The organism is Acidovorax sp. (assembly GCF_047607405.1).
In the GTDB taxonomy this organism is placed as follows: domain Bacteria; phylum Pseudomonadota; class Gammaproteobacteria; order Burkholderiales; family Burkholderiaceae_C; genus Acidovorax.
On sequence record NZ_JASGDA010000070.1, the window covers coordinates 1 to 18,540 of the forward strand.

The following is an 18,540-nucleotide window of genomic DNA, read 5'->3' on the forward strand; positions in this document are numbered from 1 at the left end:
GCGGGCGGCGTCCAGCGCGGCGTCGCGCCGCGCGCGGTGCAGCGGCGCGCCCGCCGCGAAGAACAGGCTGCCCAGGCAGCGCTGGCCCGCCAGGCCCAGCGGGCCGTGCAGCAGGCGGTGGTCGGCCGCGTCGATCACGCCGCGCTCCAGCCACAGGCCGGGGATCTCGATGTGCTGCTCGAAGCGCCCCGCCGCGAAGGGCTGGCCCGCGTGCGGCAGGCCGAGCGCCGTCACGTCCCAGCCCATGCACTCGGCGCCGGGGGCCAGTTGCAGCGCGAGGTGGTTCCGGGCCTGGCAGGCGTTGTAGCAAAGCGCTTCCAGCGGCAGCCATTCCAGCCGCGCGCCGTCGGCCAGCGCGAGGTGCGTGCGCTGCAAGGCCGCCTCGCCTGCGGAGCGGTAAAAGCGCGTGGCGCCCGGCGTGGTGACCAGGCCGTGCGCCCCGGGGGCCACGCTGGCGGTGATGTCCAGCACGTCGCCACCCACCAAGCCGCCGGGCGGGTGCACCAGCACGTTGTGGCACACGGCGCCGCCCTCGGGGTACAGGCTTTGCAGCACGCGCAGCGGCCCGTCGTGCGCGAAGCGGGCCACGGTGCGGGCGTCTTCCAGGGCGTAGTCGAGCTTCAGGCGGGCGTGCCAGGGCATGGGGTATCGTTTGCTACCAAATAGGTAGCTGATTATGCACGGCGCATGCGCGCTGGCGGCTTGTTTGATCCTTGAAAATCAAGCCGTCTGGCGTGCCGCCTCTTGCGGCTGCTGCGCGTACCAGCTGCGCAGCTTGCCGGGGTTGAGCAGGCCCTGCGGGTCGAAGCGGCGCTTCATCGCCACCACGGCGGGGTCGAGCTGGTTCTGCTTGCCGTCTTCCACGATGTAGGTGTGCGGGTTGTTGATCTGCACGCCGTGGTCGCGGTAGATCTGCATGATCTCGTTCAGGCGCTCCTCGGTGGTGTAGCGGATGAGCTGCAGCCCGCTGCAGTTGAAGGCGCCTTCCTTGGTGCGCAGGAATTCGAGGTGCATCATCACCTCGCCGCCCAGCGCGGCCTCCAGCGCCTTGATCTGCTCGATGCGGCGCGCGGGGGTGAAGCCGCTCTGGATGTAGGTCAGGCCCTTGTCCACCTTCAGCGCGTGCAGCGTGGTGTGGTTCCAGGTGCATTCCAGCAGGGTCTTGTGGCTGGCTTCCACCTCGTCCGCCGTCTTGCGGTAGGTGACGGTGCCGCCCAGCGCGGCGGCCATGTCGCGCATGCCCGCCTCGGAGTGCGGCGCCACCAGCACCATCACGGCGTGGCAGCCGCGCGGCATGGCGTCGGCCAGGCTGGTGAAGTAGTCGGGAATGGGGGCGGCCAGAAAGCACACTTCCTTCTTTTGCAGCCCTGGCGCGCTGCCGAAGCGGTCGGCGAACTCCAGCGCGGGGTCGAAGGCGTCGAAGGTGACGATGCACTCCGTCCACGCCACGGCGGGCGTGAGGGCCACTTCCAGCTCCAGCACGATGCCGTTGGTGCCGTAGGTGTGGTGCAGCAGCATGGCCTCGGGGCCGCGCAGCTCCACGATCTGCGGCTCGGGCTCTACCGTCATCGCGCGCACGGCCAGCACGTTGCCCGGCGCGGCCAGCGGGCCGTGGTTGATGGAGCCCGCGCCGCCGAAGCCGCCGCCGAACAGCCCGCCGAGCGTGGCGCTGCGGTAGGTGGACGGCAGCCAGCGCAGCTCGTGCCCCTGGGGCCGGGCCTGCGCGTCGAAGTCCGCCAGCCGGATGCCCGCCTGTGCGCGGCCCGTGCCGCCCCGCACCCAGCCGAAGGCGTTGTAGCCCGACATGTCCAGGATCACGCCGCCGTGCAGCGGCGTGCTCTGCCCGTAGTTGCCGGTGCCGGTGCCGCGCAGGGTCAGGGGGATGCCCGCGCGGGCGCAGGCGGCCACGACGGCGCGGATTTCGTCCTCGGTGCGCGGGCGCACGGCCAGGTCGGCGCGCTTGCCCGCCAGGTCGCGCTTGAGCACGGGGCTGAACCAGGAGAAGTCTTGCGACAGGCGGCCCACGCGCAGCGGGTCGGCGATCCAGTCGAGGTCGGGCAGCTGTCCGGGCAGGTCCTGGACGGTGGGGGGAGTCGCGGTCATGCGGGTATCAGTCCTGGGAGTTTTCAGAGGCGTGCCAGCTGCCGAGGGCCAGGCGCGTAAACCAGGCCATCAGCACGAACAGCGCCACGCCGGTGAGCGAGATCAGCAGCAGCGCGGCGAACATGCGCGGGATGTTGAGCTGGAAGCCCGCCTGCAGGATCTGGTAGGCCAGGCCCGCGCCCGTGCCGCCCGTGCCCGCGACGAACTCGGCCACCACGGCGCCGATCAGCGCCAGGCCGCTCGATATGCGCAGCCCGCCAAAGAAATACGGCAGCGCGCTGGGAATGCGCAGGCGCAGCAGCGTTTGCAGCCGCGTGGCGCGGTTGAGCTTGAAGTAGCTCTGCAAATCGGGCTCCACGCTGCGCAGGCCCAGCGTGGTGTTGCTGATGATGGGGAACAGCGCCACCAGCGCGGCGCAGATCACCATCGAGGCGATCGGGTCCTTCACCCAGATGATGATGAGCGGCGCCACGGCCACGATGGGCGTGACCTGCAGCAGCACCGCGTACGGGAACAGCGCGGTCTCGATCGCCTTGCTCTGCACGAACAGGAACGAGATCAGCACCCCGGCCACGGTCGCCACGGCGAAGGACAGCACGGTGATCTTGACCGTGACCCACAGCGACGCGCCCAGGGACGCCCAGTCGGTCGCCAGGGTCTTGAGCATGAGCAGGGGCGAGGGCACCAGGTAGGCGGGCAGCTCCATGCCCGTGACCAGGCCCTGCCACAGCGCGATGAGCACCACGCCCACGAGCACCGGATACACCACGCGCTGCACGCGCGGCTGGGCCATCAGCGGCACGCGCTCGGCGGCGGGTGCGGGCGGCAGGGGCTTGCTGCTGCTCATGTCGCTGCCTCCTCGGTGCCCGCGCTGGCGCGCAGCAGGCTGTCCTGCAACTGCTTGGCGTAGCGGCTGAACTGGGGCGACACCATGAAATCGGTGGTGCGCGGGTAGGGCTCGTCGATGCGGAACTCCTCCACCACGCGGCCGGGGCGCGCGGCCATCATCACCACGCGGCTGGACAGGAACACGGCCTCGTGGATCGAGTGCGTCACGAAGATCACGGTGAGCTTCTTCTTGCGCCACAGGTCCAGCAGGTCGGCGTCGAGCTTGTGGCGCGTGATCTCGTCGAGCGCGCCGAAGGGTTCGTCCATGAGCAGCAGGTCCGGCTGGGTGACCAGGCCGCGCGCGATGGACACGCGCATCTGCATGCCGCCCGACAGGGCGCGCGGCAGCGCGGTGGCGAACTTATCGAGGCCCACCAGGGCCAGGGCGTCGGCCACGCGGGCGTTGGCCTCGGCGCGCGGCAGGCCCGCCAGGTCCAGCGGCAGGCGCACGTTGGACTGCACGCTGGCCCAGGGCATGAGCGTGGGCGACTGGAAGACGAAGGCCATCTTCTTGCCGCTGTCGTCCAGCTGCGCCACGGGCTTGTGCCACAGCAGCAGGCGGCCATCGCTGGGCTCCAGCAGCCCGGCCACCATCTTGAGCAGGGTGCTCTTGCCGCAGCCCGAGGGCCCCAGCAGGGTGACGAACTCACCTTCCTCGATGCTCAGCTCCACGGGCAGCAGGGCCTGCGTGCCGTTGGGGTAGGTCTTCTCGGCGGACAGGATCTGTACCGCCGGGACGGCTTGCGGGGTCTCGGTGGGGGGCGCCATGGCGTACACCTTTCGCGCGGTCAGGGCAGAACCTTCAGGTCCTTGACGAAACGGGTGGTGTAGGTGTCGGCCAGCTTGACCTTGGCAGGGTCGATGAGCTTGGACTCCACCAGAAAGTCGTAGCTCGCCTTGGCGCGCGCGTCGGTGATGATGCCGATGCCCAGGGTGGCGGCGTCGCCGCCGCCGACCATGCCCATCTCCTTGAGCTTGGCCACGCTGTAGTTCAGCTGCTCGTCGGTCATGTTGGGGTTGTCCTTCTTGATGAGGGCGTTGGCGGGCGCGGGGTCGTTCAGGTAGCTCTTCCAGCCTTCCATGGACGCCTTCACGAACGCGGCCACGGCGGCGCTGCGGTCCTTGACGGTTTTTTCCATGCAGCTCACGGTGGTGGCGTAGGCCGGAAAGCCGTGGTCGCTGAACATCAGCGTGGTGGCCTTCACGCCCGCCTTGGCGATGGCGAACGGCTCGGAGGTCAGGTAGCCCTGCTGGGCGGTGTTCTTGTCGGCCACGAAGGGCTGGATGTTGAAGGTGTAGGGCCGCGTCTGCGAATCGGTGAAGCCGTATTTGGCCTTGAGCCAGGGCCAGAAGCCGCGCTGCGCGGACGAGGCGATGAGGATGGTCTTGCCCTTCAAGTCCTCGAACTTCTTCACGTCGTCGTGCGCGATCAGCACCTGCGGGTCCTTCTGGAACACGGCGGCCACGGTGGTCACGGGCACGCCGCCCTCGCGCACCTGGATCATCTGCATGTCGCTCGATCCCATCACGCAGTCGGCCTGGCCCGCAGCCATCATCTGCACGGTGTTGACCTGCGGGCCGCCCATCTTGACCGTTACGTCCAGGCCGTGCTTCTTGTACAGGCCGGTGGCCAGGGCCTGGTAGAAGCCGCCGTGCTCGGCCTGGGCGTACCAGTTGGTCATGTAGATGAATTTTTCCTGCGCGTGCGTGGTGCTGGCGGCACCAAGGGCGAGCAGCGCGGCTGCACCAAGTTTGCGAAGGCGGGGGGCGTTGTTCGTCGTCATGGCAGGCTCCAGGAGGGTGGTGGACAGGGGTGTGGCAGGGGCTTCGCAGGTTTCAGGCCAGCGCGGAGGAATGCTCGACGTGGCCCGTGTGCTGGGCGCGGCCCCAGGTGGGTTCGGCGCGCGGCGCCCATTGCAGGCGGTACAGCTCGGTGATGGCGTCGGCCCAGCTCGCGGCCAGCGAGTCGAGGATGGCGTGGCCCTGCTCGGCAGTGGCGGGCAGCGGGTCGCCGATGATGCCGCTGGGCCCGAAGTCGCGCGCGCTCCAGGCGCAGGCGGGGCGACCGTCGGGCGACAGCAGGGGGGCGTCGAACACGGGCGGGTAGTTGGTCACCGCGCGCTCCATGTGAACGGTGTCGGGCGCCAGGGCCAGCATCAGCGCCGTCTCGGCGTGGCCCGCGTGCATGGACAGCTTCTTTTCACGCTCCGACAGGAAGCGGCCCGCCGCGTGCGGCACGCGCCAGGTGAAGCTGGGCACCACGATGAAGTCGCCGTGGCGCAGGCGCAGCTCGCGCGCGGACATCTCCAGCACCTGCGGCTGGCCGCCGTGGCCGTTGACGAACAGCAGCTTGCGAAAGCCCGCGCGATAGACCGACTCGCCCACCTCGTTCATGGTGGCCAGCAGCGTCTCGCCGGTCAGCGTGACGGTGCCGGGAAAGTGCAGGTGCTCCTCCGACTTGCCGTAGGTGATGGGCGCCATCGCGAAGGCAGGCACGTCGGCGGGCAGGCGAGCCAGGGCATGGCCCACCACGCCCGCGCTGATGACCGTGTCCACCGCGCAGGGCAGGTGCGGGCCGTGCTGCTCGGTGGCGCCCGTGGGCAGCACGATGACGGTGTTGGCCTTGTCCGGCAGGTCGGCGATCTCGGTCCAGCTCAGGTAGGGCAGGTAGCGGTGGGGCGGGTTGTAGCCGTGCAGCATGGGAGGGTCTTTCGTGGGTGAAGGGGTCAGCGCAGCGGCAGGTAGGCCGTGGCTTCCACCTCGATGAGGATGTCGGGCGTGGGCAGCATGCCGGTCACCTCCACCACGGTGGACGCTGGCGGCTCGCCGGGGAAGAACAGCCGGCGCACGCGGCTGTACTGCGGAAAGTGGTCCAGGTGCTTGAAGTACTGCACCAGCTTGATCACGTCGGCCATCTGGCCGCCCGCCGCCTCGACGGTCTGGCGGATGCGGTCGAGAACGTACCAGCTCTGCGCGAGGATGGGGCCTTCCTTCACGTCGCTGCTGAACTCGCCCGTGCGGCCGATGAGCGTGGCTGCCTCGTCGGGAATGTCGGCGTAGCCGCGCACGATGCGGCTCGCGGCGGGGTCCACGGCGATGACGCCGGAGAGGAACACCATGTCGCCCGCGCGGCGCCATGCGGCGTAGCGGGCCAGGGGCTGGGCGATGCCGGAGGGGGTGGCGGTCATGTTGCAAGGCTCCATGCGGAAGAAGGCTGGCCGCTGGCGACGCGCCCGCCGCGCAGCACCACGCGCGGCTGCGTGCGCGAAGGAAAGCCCCAGGCGTCGGCCTGCTGGAAGACGACCAGGTCGGCGGCGCTGCCCGTCTGCAGCGGCAGTGCTGCGGGGCCGCGGCCCAGCCAGTCGGCGCGGCACAGGGCCTCGGACCAGCGGTCGAACGGCGCGTCCAGTTGGGCGGCCAGCACGCCGGTGGCCAGGGCCTCCAGCGGGTCGAAGCTGCCCACGGGGCAGAACGGGTCCTGCACGTTGTCGCTGGCCACCAGCACGGGGATGCCGCGCGCATGCGCCTCCTTCACCAAGGTGAGGCCGCGCAGTCGCGGCGTGCGGCCCGTGGCGGCGTCCTGCAGCAGCAGGTTGGTGATGGGCAGGGTGACCAGGGTGATGGGGCCTTGCGCCACGGCGTCCAGCGTGGCGAGGGCCGTGGCCTCGTCCTGCGCGGCCAGGGCGCAGGTGTGGCCGCAGACCACGCGGCCCGCGAAGCGCAGCTCGCGCACCAGCGCGGCGGTGGTGGCCAGGCCCTGGGCGCCGGGGTGCAGTTCTTCGTCCACGTGCAGATCCACGTCCAGGCCATGGTGCTGCGCGGCCTCGAACAGGTGGCGCAGGGCCTGCGGGTTCCAGTTGGTGGAATGCACGAAGCCGCCCAGCAGCGCGCCCGGGCCGCTGGCGGCCACGGTGCGGGCCAGCGCCATCGCGGCGTCGCGGCTGGCGTACAGGTGCAGGGGGATCAGGGCCACGCGCTCCAGCGCCAGGCGGCCAGTCCAGTCTTGCGCCAGTTCGCGCAACACGTTCCAGGCCAGGGGCTGGGCGTCGGGCTCCCACCAGTCGCAGTGGGTGCGCACGTGGACGGTGCCCGCGTCGTGGGCCCATTGCAGGGCGCGGCTGGCGCGCTCGCGGATGTCGGTAACCGTCCAGCCCTGGCGGTCGGCCATCATGGCCTCGATGGCGCCGAGCAGGCCGGGCCGCACGGCGCCCATGCGGGGCAGGGTGAAGGCTTTGTCCAGGTGCGTGTGCGCGTCCACCAGGCCGGGCAGGACGAGCGCGCCGCCCAGGTCCCACGCGGGGCCGGTGGGCGCGGGGCCGTGCGGCGTCAGCGATGCGATGCGGCCCTGGGCGATGCGCAGGTCGGCCAGTGCGGGCTGGCCGCCGTGCTGGGGCCAGTCGCTGGGCAGCAGCCAGCGCGGCAGCCGCGCGCGCAGGATGTGGTCGGGGGCGTTGTCCATATCCGTCATGCGAACCGCGCCATGGCACGGCCCACGCGGGCCTTGAAGGCTTCGAGCCGCGTGGGCGTGGCCACGTTCATGTGGTAGTAGGCGTGGTAGTCCACGCGCGCCCGGCCACCCGTGAGCAGGCGCAGGTAGCGTGTGATGGACTTGCGCGGCGGGTCGCCCATGAGCAGCGCCGTCCAGCGTGGGCGGCCATAGGTGACGACCGCCGCAATGCGCCGGATGTGCGTGAGCGAGGGCTTGACGTTCTGCGGGTCGCTGATGTCGAAGGCCACGCCGGGCATGAGCACGCGGTCGAAAAAGCCCTTGAGCATGGCCGGCAGCCCGAAGCACCAGGTGGGAAAGCAGAACACCAGCGCCTCGGCGCGCAGCAGGCGGTCCACGTAGCCCTGCACGGGCAGGCGGTTGCTGGGCACTTCGTGGTAGCCCAGGCGCTCCTCGCGGCCCAGCACGGGGTTGAAGCCTTCGGCGTACAGGTCGCAGTCGTCCACCTCGTGCCCGGCGGCGCGCAGGTTGCGCACCACCTCGGCGTGCAGGGCTGCGTTGTAGCTGGTCTCCACGGGGTGGCAGTAGATGACGAGGATGCGCATGTCGGAGCCTTGGGGGTCAGATATCCAGCGTGAGGGTGGGGCCGTGGCTGCGCGCGCAGCACACGGCCATGTGGGTGCGCTGCTCGTCGGCGCTCAGGCAGCTGTCGCGGTGGTCGGGCGTGCCGTCGAGCCAGCGCGTCACGCAGGTGCCGCACACGCCCTGTTCGCACAGGGTGTCTATGGCGACGCCCGCGAGCTGCAGCACGTCGGCGATGCTCTCGCCAGGCGCCACGGGCAGGCGCATCTGGCTGCGCGCGAGAATCAGTTCAAAGGGCTGCTCCGCAGCGGGCGGGGGGTTCATGCTTGACCGTCCGATTTGATCGAATGGTCAAACTCTCGCAAGCACCGTGCCAAGCCGCGCCTGCGGGCGGGGCGCCCTGCGGCGCGTGGAATTCCTCAGTCTGGTGCGAGGCCGCAGCCCAGCAGCACGAATGTGGTGATCTGGCGCGCGATGGGCTCGCGGGCGATGGGCTCGCCGGGCGCCAGGCCCAGCATCACCTGCACCTGCGCTTCGTAGTCGGCGTAGTGCTGGGTCATGGCCCAGATCTGCATGAGCAGCATGCGCGCATCCAGGGGGCGCATGCGGCCCTCGGCGATCCAGCGGTCGATGAGGTCCACCTTCTCTTGCGTGGACGCCACGGCCAGGGGCCAGTAGCGGCCCAGGTGGGGGCCGCCGCCCAGCACCTCGCTGGTGAAGATGCGCGACAGGCCGGGGTTGTCCAGCGCGTAGTCGAGCTTCTTGCGCACGTAGCTGGCCAGCACGGTGCGGGGGTCGTTGCTGCCGGCGTCGAGCGTGAAGGCGTTGGCCCAGCCGTTGAGCACTTCCTGCAGCAGCTCCTCGTACAGCGCCTCCTTGCTGCGGATGTAGTAGTGCAGTTGGGGCTTGGTCAGCCCGGCGCGCTCGGCAATGGCCTGGGTGGATGCGCCCCGATAGCCGTGGCGGCTGAATTCGGCGATGGCCGCCTCGCGGATAGCGCGCAGGATGCGCTCGCGGCCCTGGCGGGGGCGGCCGGGCGGGGCTTCGGGGCCGGGCGGGGACGGAGGGCAGGACGTGGGCTGCGGCATGGCTGGGCGCGAAAGGGCGTCCATTGTGCCTGCCGCAAAGGCGCTCACGGCTTCCAGAACCCCACGTGCGGCGCGATGGCCTCGTCGATGAGCAGCGGGCCTATGCACACGATGGGGCGCGACGCGGTGGCGAACACGTCGCGGCAGGGCATGTCCAGCAGGTACTGCCCGCCGCTGCGCCCGCGAAAGCGCCGCAGCCGCGCGGTGTCCAGGCCGTACACCACGCGACCGATGCCGGACCAGCAGATGGCGCCCGCGCACATCGCGCACGGCTCGGCGGACGAATACAGCGTTGCCTGCGCCAGCACGTCGCGGCCCAGGCGCGGACTCAGACTGCGCAGCGCGTTGATCTCGGCGTGCGCCGTGCAGTCGCTGCCGTCTGCCGATCCGCCATGCGCCTCGGCCAGCACCGTGCCGTCGGGTGACGTGATGACGGCGCCGAAGGGCCGGTGGCCGCGCGCCCGCGCCATGCAGGCCCAGGCGATGGCGCTGCGCAGGCGGTGCTCGTCGGCCTCCGCCGCGCCGTCGGCGGGGGCCAGCGTCAGGGCGGTGATGGGCTGGGCGCGCATGGCGTGCTCAGGCTTTCCATGCACCCTGGTGCGAGGCGGACGACTCCTGCAGCAGCGCAGGCCCTATGCATTCGATGGGGTGGGGCGACGCGGCGAACACGTCGCGGCACGACAGCTCGGCGTCGCGCTGGTCGGCCCGCTCGCCCCGGAACACGCGCAGCCGCACCGCGTCGATGCCATAGACCACGCGCCCGATGTTGGACCAGAAAATGGCGCCCGCGCACATCACGCACGGCTCTGCCGACGAATACAGCGTGGCCCCCGCCAGCACCTCGCGGGGGTAGCGCGGGCTGGCGATGCGGATGGCCGACACCTCGGCGTGCGCGGTGCAGTCGCCCGTCTCGCCGTTGGCGTTGCCGGCCTCGGCCAGCACGGCGCCGTCCGCGCCGACGATGACGGCGCCAAAGGGCCGGTTGCCGCGCTCGCGGGCGCGCTCGGCCTGGGCGATGGCCTGGCGCAGGTACAGGCCGTCGCGCGCGTCGATGGCGGCTTCGGCGGGAAGGGAAGGGTCCTGCTGCACGGTGGTTGTCTCCTTGGGGACCGTCTTGCAGAAAGCGTGCCCATGCCCGCATGCGCTAGTTTGGTGCGTTGCAGGTGGCGCAGCATTTGCATGCAACGGACGCGAGAGTAGAAGCGTTCAGCACGGCCTTCCGTGCGGGTCATTGCTCTTTTCGTTGGCACACACCACTTGAAAGGAAACAGACCATGAACACGACGAACTACGCCCTGGGCGAGCTGGAGAAGGAATCCCGCATGGGCGGGCAGGGCGGCGAGACCGCCGCGCGCGAGGTGCGCACCATCGACATCAGCGACTTCGAGCGCCGCATGCCCGAGATCGCCGAGCAGATCTGGGCTGCGTCGGTGGACATCGGCTTCTTTCAGGTGTCGGGCCACGGCATCCCGCTGGAGGACATCCGCGCTGCCTTCGCGCGCGCCGAGCAATTCTTCGCCCTGCCGCCCGAGGCCAAGGCGCGCTGGCCCCTGGCGCGCAACGCGGGCTGGGAGCACAAGGCGCAGATCCGCCCATCCACCAGGACGCCCGACCAGAAGGAGTCCTACCAGGTCACGCGCACGCGCATGGAGGGCCTGTGGCCCGCCGAGGACGAACTGCCCGGCTTTCGCGCCGCCACGCTGGCCTTCGAGCGCCAGTGCTGGGAGGTGGCCATGCGCCTGCTGTCGTGCTTTGCGTACAAGCTGGGCTTTGCGCCCGACTTCTTCACCCGGGCGCACGACCCCGAGGCGCCCAGCTACCAGAGCACGCTGCGCATGCTGCACTACTTTGCGGTGGACCCGGCGCTGAAGGACGAACTGGGCCTGTGGCGCGCGGGCGCGCACACCGACTTCGACTGCCTCACGCTGCTGTTCCAGCGCGCGGGCCAGGGCGGCCTGCAGGTGCTGCCGGGCAAGGAGATGGAGACGCAGCAGTGGACGCCGGTGGAGCCGGTCGAAGGCGTCATCACCTGCAACATCGGCGACATGCTCACGCGCTGGAGCGACGACGCGCTGCCCAGCAACTTCCACCGCGTGCGCAACCCGCTGCCGCACGAATACCAGGGCGCGCGCTACAGCCTGGCCTTCTTCGCGCAGGCCAACGAGGACGCGGTCATCGAAGGCCCGGCGCGCAAGTACCCACCCATCACCGGCGCGGAATACCTGCGCCAGCGCATCAGCGCCAATTTCAGCAACAAATATTGAGCCAAATTGGCCTCTGGCGCTTGTGCAGCAAGCGCTGGCAGCTCACTTTTCAGGAGCGATCCCAGAACCCCAGATGCGGCGCGGTCATCTCGTCGCGCAGTGCTGGAACGGGGCCGACGACCTCCACCGCGCGCTGCCCCCGCGCGAAGACTTCGCGGCACGGCAGGGCGAGCGTGGGGTTTTCGGGGTGGTCGCCGGTCAGCGCCAGCAGCTCGGCCTCCTCGGCGCCGTAGAGCACGCGCCCTATGCCCGCCCAATAGACGGTGCCCGCACACATGGCGCAGGGCTCGAAGGTGGTGACCAGCGTGCATTGCGCCAGGTAGGCGCCGGGGTAGTTGGCGGCTGCCGTGCGGGCCAGCGTGCTTTCGGCGTGGTTCACGGTGTCGATGTTGCCCTGCTCGGCCAGCACCGTCTCGCCGTCGGGCGCGACCAGCAGCGCGCCGAAGGGGTGGCGGCCCATGCTGGCGGCGCGTTCGGCCACGGCGTTGGCGCGCCGCAGGTGGCGCGCGATCTGTTCGGGGGTGAGCGGCGCCATGGGCTCAGTCGCCCTGCGAGCCGCGCCGCGCCCAGGCGGTGGTGTGCTTTTCGATGGCGCTGAACGCCTCGTAGCAAACCATGGCCATGGCGCCCACCACCATCAGCCCGGCAAAGGCCAGGCCCATCTGCATGGACGAGCCCGCGCTGATGAGCAGGTAGCCGATGCCCTCGTTCGCGGCGGTCATCTCGCTGACCGTGGTGCCCACGAAGGCGAGGGTGATCGCCACCTTCAGCGAGCCGTAGAAGTACGGCAGCGAGCGCGGCAGGCCCACCTTGGTCAGCACGTCCCAGCGCTTGGCGCCCAGCACGCGCAGCACGTCTTCCAGCTCGGGCTCCAGCGTGGCCAGGCCGGTGGCGATGTTCACCATGATGGGGAAGAAGCTGATCAGGAAGGCCGTGAGGATGGCCGGGCCGACGCCGATGCCGAACCACACCACCAGGATGGGCACGAACGCGGCCTTGGGCAAGGCGTTGAACGCCGTCATCAGCGGATAGACGGCGGCGTAGGCGATGCGCGAGCTGCCGATCACGAAGCCCAGCAGCACACCCACCACGATGGCGATGCCAAAGCCCGCCAGGGTCACCCAGAAGGTGCGCCAGGCATGGCCCGCGATGACGCCCTTGAACTCCACGAGCTGCGTCCAGATGGCCCAGGGGCTGGGGAAGATGAATTCCGACACGTTGAAGGCCGAGCAGAGCACCTGCCAGAGGATGACGACCGCGAGCAGCAGCACCCAGGGCGACCAGCGCTCGACGTGTTTGCGTTGGCGTGCGTTCATTGCGAAATCTCCCCGCCGGTTTTTCGCAGCGCGCCGATGTGCCCGCGCAGCTCCAGCACGATGTCGGTGAAGGGCTTGGTGTAGGTCAGCTCCAGCTCGCGCGGGCGGGGCAGGTCGATCTCGCGGCGCACGATGAAGCGGCCCGGGCTCTTGCTCATCACGTACACCGTGTCGGCCAGGAACACGCTCTCGCGCAGGTCGTGCGTGACCAGGATGACGTTGAAGCGCTGCTCGGCCTGCAGGTCGCGCAGGATGCACCAGAGTTCTTCGCGCGTGAAGGCGTCCAGCGCGCCGAAGGGCTCGTCCAGCAGCAGCATCTGCGGCTCGTGGATCAGCGCGCGGCAGATGCTGGCGCGCTGCTGCATGCCGCCCGAAAGCTGCCAGGGGAACTTGTCCTCATAGCCGCCCAGCCCGACTTTCTGCAGCAGGGCGCGGGCGCGGGCCTCGTACTCCTTGCGCTTTGGCTTGAACTGGCTGCGGTGCGGCTCCACGATCTCCAGCGGCAGCAGCACGTTGTCCACCGTGGTGCGCCAGGGCAGCAGCGACGGCGCCTGGAAGGCCATGCCCGAGATCTTGAGCGGCCCCGTCACCGGCTGTCCGCCGATGAGGATCTTGCCCATGGACGGCATGCGCAGCCCCGTGGCCAGCTTCATGAAGGTGGACTTGCCGCAGCCCGACGGGCCGACGATGGCGATGAACTCGCCCGGCCGCACCTGCAGGTCGATGGCCTCGACGGCAAAGTGGTTCTGCGCGAGCAGCTCGTCGTTGTAGGCGAGCCAGACATCGCGGAAGTCCACGAAATACGATTCTTCTGCGGCAGCCTGCATGGGTTTGATTTATGAGCGAAATTGGCCTCTAGCGCTTGCCAGTCAAGCGCTTGTAGCTATAAAACTGATAGTGTTACTTACTTCTTGGGCAGAATGTTCAGCTCGGCGTCGCTGGGCAGGAAGCTGGCATTCCACACGTCTGCCGCGTTCACGCGCGTCTTGGTGCCGTAGGCGTCCGAGACCTGCGACGCCATCAGCGACAGGCGCGCGGGCTGGGCGCGGCCAAAGCCTTCGGCGCGCGCGTCGGGGCTGTTGACCACGGTGTCGATGGCGAGCTGCAGGCGGCGCGTCTCCAGCGGCACGTTCACGATGCCGTCGCGGGCCTTGACGTGCTCGATGGACGCGGCGGGGTTGGCGATGACCTCCTTGGCGCCCTTGGTGAAGGCCGACAGGAAGGACTTGATGGCCGCAGGGTTCTCCTTGATGAGCTTGGGGCTGACGATGATGACGTTGCCGTACAGCTTGACCCCGTAGTCCGAGTAGGGCAGCACCACGATTTCGCTGGCCTTGGCGCCGCGCGCCTCCAGGTTCAGCAGGCTGGTGAAGGTAAAGCCGGTGATGGCCTCCACGTCGCCGCGCACCAGCATGGTCTCGCGCAGCGGCGGGTCCATGGCCGTCCACTGCACCGCGCCGATGCCGTTGGCCTTCTGGAAGATGGGAAAGCCCCGGCGGCCAGCGTCGAACACTGGGGCGCCCAGCTTCTTGCCCGTCAGGTCCGTGGGTTTGGTGATGCCGCTCTTCTTGAGCGCCATGACCGAGGCGGGCGTGTTGTTATAGACCATCATCACGGCCACGGGCTTGTTCTGCGCGTCGGGGTTGTTGGCGTGGAACTCCATCAGCGCCGCCAGGTCGGCAAAGCCCATGTCGTACGCGCCCGAGGCCACGCGCTGCACCGTGCCGCCCGAGCCGTTGCCCGCGTCCACCGTCACGTCCAGGCCCGCAGCCTTGAAGTAGCCCTTGGCGACGGGCTGCAGGAACAGGGCGGCCGGGCCCTCGAAGCGCCAGTCGAGCTGGAACTTGATGGGCGTGAGCGCCTGGGAGTGCGCGGCCAGGGGCAGGATGCTGGCGGCAGCCAGGAGCGCGGCGGATTGCAGGAACGAGCGTTTGGTCATGGTGAAAAAGGCTCCAATCGTAAGAAGGCGGTTACTTTGCCCAAGGCGCAGCAAGAAGAATGCCCGTTATGTTGCGCATGGCACCGGGCCTGCGCGCATTGTTCACCAATGTGGTGCGCGTGGCATGCAGGCTTTCCCGGCCTGTGGGTTTGTTGCGATTTGCTGCAATATTGATAGCTGCCAGCGCTTGATGGATAAGCGCTGGAGCCATATTTTGCTTGAAATCACCCGTTGCGCCGCGCGGCGCTGCCCGCCACGGCCAGCGCCGTCATGTTGAGCACGCGGCGCACGGTGGCGGCAGGCGTGAGGATGTGCGCCGTGGCCGCCGTGCCCATGAGCACCGGCCCCACGGTCACGCCGCCGCTGGTGGTGGTCTTGAGCACGTTGTAGAGGATGTTGGCCGCGTCCACGTTCGGGCAGACCAGCAGGTTGGCCGAGCCGGTGAGGGTGGAGTCCGACAGGTAGGTGTTGCGGATCTTGGGCTCCAGCGCGGCGTCGCCGTGCAACTCGCCGTCGCACTCGATCTCGGGGTGGCGGGCCACGAACAGGTCGCGCGCCTCGCGCATCTTGCGCGCCGAGGCGCGCTTGGACGAGCCGAAGGTGGAATGCGACAAAAAGGCCACCTTGGCGGGCGGGCCGAAGCGCTGCACCTCCTGCACCGCCATCCAGGCGATGTCGGCCAGCTGCTCGGCCGTGGGGTCTTCGTTCACGTAGGTGTCGGTGACGAACAGCGGGCCCTTGGGCGTCATGAGGGCGTTGACCGCCGCGTAATGCCGCGCGTCGGGCGCGTGGCCCAGGATGCTGTGGATGCGCTCCAGGTGCGTCTCGTAGGTGCCCACCAGGCCGCAGAGCATGGCGTCGGCGTCGCCCAGCTTGACCATCAGCGCGGCGATGATGGTGTTGGAGCGGCGCACCGCGGCCTTGGCGGCCTCGGGCGTGGCGCCGTTGCGCTTCATGAGCTGGTGGTAGTGCTCCCAGTACTGGCGAAAGCGCGGGTCGTCCGCCGGGTCGCAGATGTCCACGTCCACGCCGGGGCGCATGCGCAGGCCGGCCTTGGCGATGCGCGCGGCGATCACTGCGGGGCGGCCGATGAGGATGGGGCGGGCGATGCGGTCCTCGATGGCGAACTGCGCGGCGCGCAGGGCGCGCTCGTCCTCGCCGTCGGCGTAGGCCACGCGCTTGTGTGCGTCGGGCACGGCCTTGGCCGCGCCGATCACCGGGCGCATGAGCAGGCCGGTCTGATAGACGAAGCGCGAGAGGCTTTCCTTGTACGCCTCCATGTCCTCGATGGGGCGCGTGGCCACGCCCGAATCCGCCGCCGCCTGGGCTACGGCGGGCGCGATCTTGAGGATGAGGCGCGAGTCGAACGGCGTGGGGATGAGGTAGTCGGGGCCGAAGGTCAGTTCCTGGCCCGCGTAGGCGTTGGCGACTTCCTCGCTCACGTTCTCCTTGGCGAGCTGCGCGATCTGGCGCACGCGGCGAGCTTCATGGCCTCGGTGATCTTGGTCGCGCCGCAGTCCAGCGCGCCCCGGAAGATGTACGGAAAGCACAGCACGTTGTTGACCTGGTTCGGGTAGTCCGAGCGGCCCGTGGCGATGATGCAGTCGGGGCGGATGGCCTTGGCGAGTTCGGGGCGGATCTCGGGCTCGGGGTTGGCCAGCGCCAGGATGATGGGCTTGTCGGCCATGGTCTTGACCATTTCCGCCGTGAGCACGCCAGGGGCCGAGCAGCCCAGGAACACGTCGGCGCCCGCCACCACGTCGGCCAGCGTGCGCGCGTCGGTCTTTTGCGCGTAGCGGGCCTTGGACTCGTCCAGCTTGTCGCGGCCCGTGTGGATGACGCCCTTGGAGTCCACCATGAACACGTGCTCGCGCTTCACGCCCAGGCCCACCATCACATCGACACAGGCGATGGCGGCGGCGCCCGCGCCCGAGACGGCGATCTTGACCGCGCCGATCTCCTTGCCCACCAGCTCCAGCCCGTTCAGCAGCGCGGCGCTGCTGATGATGGCCGTGCCGTGCTGGTCGTCGTGGAACACGGGGATGTTCATGCGCTTGGAGAGTTCGCGCTCGATGTAGAAGCACTCGGGCGCCTTGATGTCCTCCAGGTTGATGCCGCCCAGCGTGGGCTCCAGCGCGGCGACGATCTCGATGATCTTGTCCGGGTCGCGCGCGTCCAGTTCGATATCGAACACGTCCACCCCGGCGAATTTCTTGAACAGGCAGCCCTTGCCCTCCATCACCGGCTTGCCCGCCAGCGGGCCGATGTCGCCCAGCCCCAGCACGGCCGTGCCGTTGGTGATGACGCCCACGAGGTTGCCGCGCGAGGTGTAGTCGAACGCCAGCGACGGGTCGGCCTGGATGTCCAGACAGGGGTAGGCCACGCCGGGCGAGTAGGCCAGCGACAGGTCGCGCTGGTTCGACAACGGCTTGGTGGGGGAGACGGAAATCTTGCCGCGCGAGGGGTTGCGGTGGTATTCAAGCGCGGCTTCGCGCAGCGCGGCCTCGGCGGCGGAAAGAGATGAAGTCATGGACGGAAATCCTGCATGCGGGGAGATAAGCGGGCATACAGCTTAACTCGCCGCGCAGGCGTTCCGTCCGGGGGTTTTTACGTCAATGCGCCTCGGCCTGCTTGGCGGCGGCGATGGCGGCGGCCTCGTCGTATTCGGCGCCGTTGAGGAACAGGTTCAGCAGCACGGCGGTGATCGAGGTCAGCAAAATGCCCGATTCGATCAGCGAGTGCAGGCCGTGCGGCATCCACTGCTTGAAGTCGGGCGCCACCAGCGGGATCATGCCGATGCCGATGGACACCGCGACCACCATCGCGTTGTGCCGGTTGCCCTTGAAGTCCACGCCCGACAGGATGCGGATGCCGGTGGAGGCCACCATGCCGAACATCACGATGCCCGCGCCGCCCAGCACCACGGTGGGCAGCGACTCGATCAGCGCCGCCATCTTGGGCAGCATGCCCAGCAGGATCATGATGCCGCCCGCCGCCACGCACACCCAGCGGCTCTTGACGCCGGTGACGGCCACCAGGCCCACGTTCTGCGAGAAGCTGGTGTAGGGGAAGGTGTTGAAGATGCCGCCGATCAGCGTGCCCAGCCCGTCGGTGCGCAGGCCGCGCGCCATTTCGGGCTGGCCGATCTTGCGGCCCGTCATCTCGCCCAGTGCCAGGAACATGCCGGTGGATTCGATCATCACCACGATCATGATCAGTGTCATGGTGAAGATCAGCATCGGGTCGAACTTGGGCATGCCGAAGTGGAAGGGCACGACCACGTCCACCCACGGTGCATGGCCGACCTTGTCGAAGTTCATCATGCCCAGCGCGGACGCCACGATGGCGCCGACGACGATGCCCAGCAGCACCGAGATGTTGGCCACGAAGCCCTTGGCGTACTTGACGATCAGCAGGATGGACACCAGCACCAGCGCCGAGATGCCCACGCCCATCAGGTCGCCGTACTTGGGGTTGGGCACCGTGGGCCGGGGCACGAAGCCTGCGGGCGGCGGCGGCAGCGGCGAGCCGGGCGCGGTGGCGGTGGACTGCGCCAGCTCCAGCCACTTCATGTGCTCGGGGTTGGGCACCACGGGGGCCGTGGGGCCGACGGGGTTGCCGAAGATCCAGTTGATGCCCACGCGCATCAGCGTGATGCCGATCACCGTGATGATGGTGCCCGTGACCACGGGCGGGAAGAAGCGCAGCATGCGGCTGATGAGCGGCGCTATCAGGATCGACAGCACCCCCGCCCCGATGATGGAGCCGAACAGCAGCTGGGCACCTTCCTGGCCGGGGTGCGAGTTGGCGATGGCCACCATGGGCGCCACCGAGGCGAAGGTCACGCCCATCATCACCGGCAGCTTGATGCCGAACCATTGCGTGGCGCCCATGGCCTGGATCAGCGTGGCGA

Annotated in this window: 19 protein-coding genes and 1 pseudogene; 1 reads left to right on the plus strand and 19 read right to left on the minus strand. The window is 69.2% G+C overall.

All coding sequences use genetic code 11. From position 1 onward, the window contains the following. The 13 genes from QM569_RS08125 to QM569_RS08185 form a co-directional block, all read right to left on the minus strand. The coding region (locus QM569_RS08125; protein ID WP_414986727.1) for an urease accessory protein UreD at positions 1-642 on the minus strand (642 nt) is incomplete at its 3' end. 78 nt (positions 643-720) lie between these two features. Beyond that, a complete protein-coding gene (locus QM569_RS08130) occupies positions 721-2,103 on the minus strand; it encodes an FAD-binding oxidoreductase (RefSeq protein ID WP_414986728.1) in 1,383 nt (460 codons plus the stop codon). A gap of 7 nt (positions 2,104-2,110) precedes the next feature. Next, the gene (locus QM569_RS08135) at positions 2,111-2,950 is read right to left on the minus strand and encodes an ABC transporter permease (RefSeq protein WP_414986729.1); all 840 of its coding nucleotides are present in this window, start codon (positions 2,948-2,950) and stop codon (positions 2,111-2,113) included. Continuing rightward, positions 2,947-3,759 carry an ABC transporter ATP-binding protein gene (locus QM569_RS08140; RefSeq protein WP_414986730.1) on the minus strand — a complete coding sequence of 271 codons (813 nt, stop codon included), beginning with the start codon at positions 3,757-3,759 and terminating at the stop codon, positions 2,947-2,949. The genes QM569_RS08135 and QM569_RS08140 overlap by 4 nt, the downstream gene beginning before the upstream one ends. A gap of 20 nt (positions 3,760-3,779) precedes the next feature. Continuing rightward, a complete protein-coding gene (locus QM569_RS08145; RefSeq protein ID WP_414986731.1) occupies positions 3,780-4,775 on the minus strand; it encodes an ABC transporter substrate-binding protein in 996 nt (331 codons plus the stop codon). A 52-nt stretch (positions 4,776-4,827) separates the two neighbouring features. Continuing rightward, entirely contained in the window at positions 4,828-5,691 is an 864-nt protein-coding gene (locus QM569_RS08150; protein ID WP_414986732.1) for a creatininase family protein, read from the minus strand. A 26-nt stretch (positions 5,692-5,717) separates the two neighbouring features. Then, complete coding sequence (locus QM569_RS08155) at positions 5,718-6,179, minus strand: RidA family protein (protein WP_414986733.1); 462 nt, start codon at positions 6,177-6,179, stop codon at positions 5,718-5,720. Then, the gene (locus QM569_RS08160; protein WP_414986734.1) at positions 6,176-7,459 is read right to left on the minus strand and encodes an amidohydrolase family protein; all 1,284 of its coding nucleotides are present in this window, start codon (positions 7,457-7,459) and stop codon (positions 6,176-6,178) included. The genes QM569_RS08155 and QM569_RS08160 overlap by 4 nt, the downstream gene beginning before the upstream one ends. After that, the gene (locus tag QM569_RS08165) at positions 7,456-8,043 is read right to left on the minus strand and encodes an NAD(P)H-dependent oxidoreductase (protein WP_414986735.1); all 588 of its coding nucleotides are present in this window, start codon (positions 8,041-8,043) and stop codon (positions 7,456-7,458) included. Before QM569_RS08165 ends, QM569_RS08160 begins: the two co-directional genes overlap by 4 nt. 16 nt (positions 8,044-8,059) lie before the next feature. Continuing rightward, on the minus strand, positions 8,060-8,344 hold the full coding sequence (locus QM569_RS08170) for a 2Fe-2S iron-sulfur cluster-binding protein (RefSeq protein WP_414986736.1): 285 nt from the start codon (positions 8,342-8,344) through the stop codon (positions 8,060-8,062). Positions 8,345-8,439: 95 nt separating this feature from the next. Beyond that, positions 8,440-9,108: a TetR family transcriptional regulator C-terminal domain-containing protein gene (locus QM569_RS08175; protein WP_414986745.1), complete on the minus strand. Its 669-nt coding sequence runs from the start codon at positions 9,106-9,108 to the stop codon at positions 8,440-8,442. Between the two features lie 44 nt (positions 9,109-9,152). Continuing rightward, positions 9,153-9,677, minus strand: coding sequence for a nucleoside deaminase (locus QM569_RS08180; protein ID WP_414986737.1), 525 nt, complete (start codon positions 9,675-9,677; stop codon positions 9,153-9,155). A gap of 7 nt (positions 9,678-9,684) precedes the next feature. Then, a complete protein-coding gene (locus QM569_RS08185; RefSeq protein WP_414986738.1) occupies positions 9,685-10,197 on the minus strand; it encodes a nucleoside deaminase in 513 nt (170 codons plus the stop codon). A gap of 185 nt (positions 10,198-10,382) precedes the next feature. Between QM569_RS08185 and QM569_RS08190 the strand changes: the two genes are divergently transcribed. Further along, the gene (locus tag QM569_RS08190; RefSeq protein WP_414986739.1) at positions 10,383-11,372 is read left to right on the plus strand and encodes an isopenicillin N synthase family dioxygenase; all 990 of its coding nucleotides are present in this window, start codon (positions 10,383-10,385) and stop codon (positions 11,370-11,372) included. 49 nt (positions 11,373-11,421) lie between these two features. Here the strand turns inward: QM569_RS08190 and QM569_RS08195 are convergent, their stop codons facing one another. The 6 genes and pseudogenes from QM569_RS08195 to QM569_RS08220 all read right to left on the minus strand — a co-directional run. Then, positions 11,422-11,907, minus strand: a complete 486-nt coding sequence (locus QM569_RS08195; RefSeq protein WP_414986740.1) for a nucleoside deaminase — start codon at positions 11,905-11,907, stop codon at positions 11,422-11,424. Positions 11,908-11,911: 4 nt separating this feature from the next. Then, a complete protein-coding gene (locus tag QM569_RS08200) occupies positions 11,912-12,688 on the minus strand; it encodes an ABC transporter permease (RefSeq protein WP_414986741.1) in 777 nt (258 codons plus the stop codon). Then, complete coding sequence (locus QM569_RS08205) at positions 12,685-13,515, minus strand: ABC transporter ATP-binding protein (protein WP_414986742.1); 831 nt, start codon at positions 13,513-13,515, stop codon at positions 12,685-12,687. Before QM569_RS08205 ends, QM569_RS08200 begins: the two co-directional genes overlap by 4 nt. Positions 13,516-13,592: 77 nt before the next feature. Continuing rightward, positions 13,593-14,627, minus strand: coding sequence for an ABC transporter substrate-binding protein (locus QM569_RS08210; protein WP_414986743.1), 1,035 nt, complete (start codon positions 14,625-14,627; stop codon positions 13,593-13,595). A gap of 224 nt (positions 14,628-14,851) precedes the next feature. Further along, positions 14,852-17,157: pseudogene (locus QM569_RS08215) on the minus strand (NADP-dependent malic enzyme). Between the two features lie 82 nt (positions 17,158-17,239). Beyond that, on the minus strand, positions 17,240-18,540 hold a 1,301-nt coding region (locus tag QM569_RS08220), incomplete at its 5' end, for a nucleobase:cation symporter-2 family protein (RefSeq protein WP_414986744.1).

Coding starts and splice junctions, on each gene's coding strand:
- QM569_RS08130 (WP_414986728.1), bottom strand. CDS start 2,103: ATGACCGCGACTCCCCCCACCGTCCAGGACCTGCCCGGACAGCTGCCC.
- QM569_RS08135 (WP_414986729.1), bottom strand. CDS start 2,950: ATGAGCAGCAGCAAGCCCCTGCCGCCCGCACCCGCCGCCGAGCGCGTG.
- QM569_RS08140 (WP_414986730.1), bottom strand. CDS start 3,759: ATGGCGCCCCCCACCGAGACCCCGCAAGCCGTCCCGGCGGTACAGATC.
- QM569_RS08145 (WP_414986731.1), bottom strand. CDS start 4,775: ATGACGACGAACAACGCCCCCCGCCTTCGCAAACTTGGTGCAGCCGCG.
- QM569_RS08150 (WP_414986732.1), bottom strand. CDS start 5,691: ATGCTGCACGGCTACAACCCGCCCCACCGCTACCTGCCCTACCTGAGC.
- QM569_RS08155 (WP_414986733.1), bottom strand. CDS start 6,179: ATGACCGCCACCCCCTCCGGCATCGCCCAGCCCCTGGCCCGCTACGCC.
- QM569_RS08160 (WP_414986734.1), bottom strand. CDS start 7,459: ATGACGGATATGGACAACGCCCCCGACCACATCCTGCGCGCGCGGCTG.
- QM569_RS08165 (WP_414986735.1), bottom strand. CDS start 8,043: ATGCGCATCCTCGTCATCTACTGCCACCCCGTGGAGACCAGCTACAAC.
- QM569_RS08170 (WP_414986736.1), bottom strand. CDS start 8,344: ATGAACCCCCCGCCCGCTGCGGAGCAGCCCTTTGAACTGATTCTCGCG.
- QM569_RS08175 (WP_414986745.1), bottom strand. CDS start 9,108: ATGCCGCAGCCCACGTCCTGCCCTCCGTCCCCGCCCGGCCCCGAAGCC.
- QM569_RS08180 (WP_414986737.1), bottom strand. CDS start 9,677: ATGCGCGCCCAGCCCATCACCGCCCTGACGCTGGCCCCCGCCGACGGC.
- QM569_RS08190 (WP_414986739.1), top strand. CDS start 10,383: ATGAACACGACGAACTACGCCCTGGGCGAGCTGGAGAAGGAATCCCGC.
- QM569_RS08195 (WP_414986740.1), bottom strand. CDS start 11,907: ATGGCGCCGCTCACCCCCGAACAGATCGCGCGCCACCTGCGGCGCGCC.
- QM569_RS08200 (WP_414986741.1), bottom strand. CDS start 12,688: ATGAACGCACGCCAACGCAAACACGTCGAGCGCTGGTCGCCCTGGGTG.
- QM569_RS08205 (WP_414986742.1), bottom strand. CDS start 13,515: ATGCAGGCTGCCGCAGAAGAATCGTATTTCGTGGACTTCCGCGATGTC.
- QM569_RS08210 (WP_414986743.1), bottom strand. CDS start 14,627: ATGACCAAACGCTCGTTCCTGCAATCCGCCGCGCTCCTGGCTGCCGCC.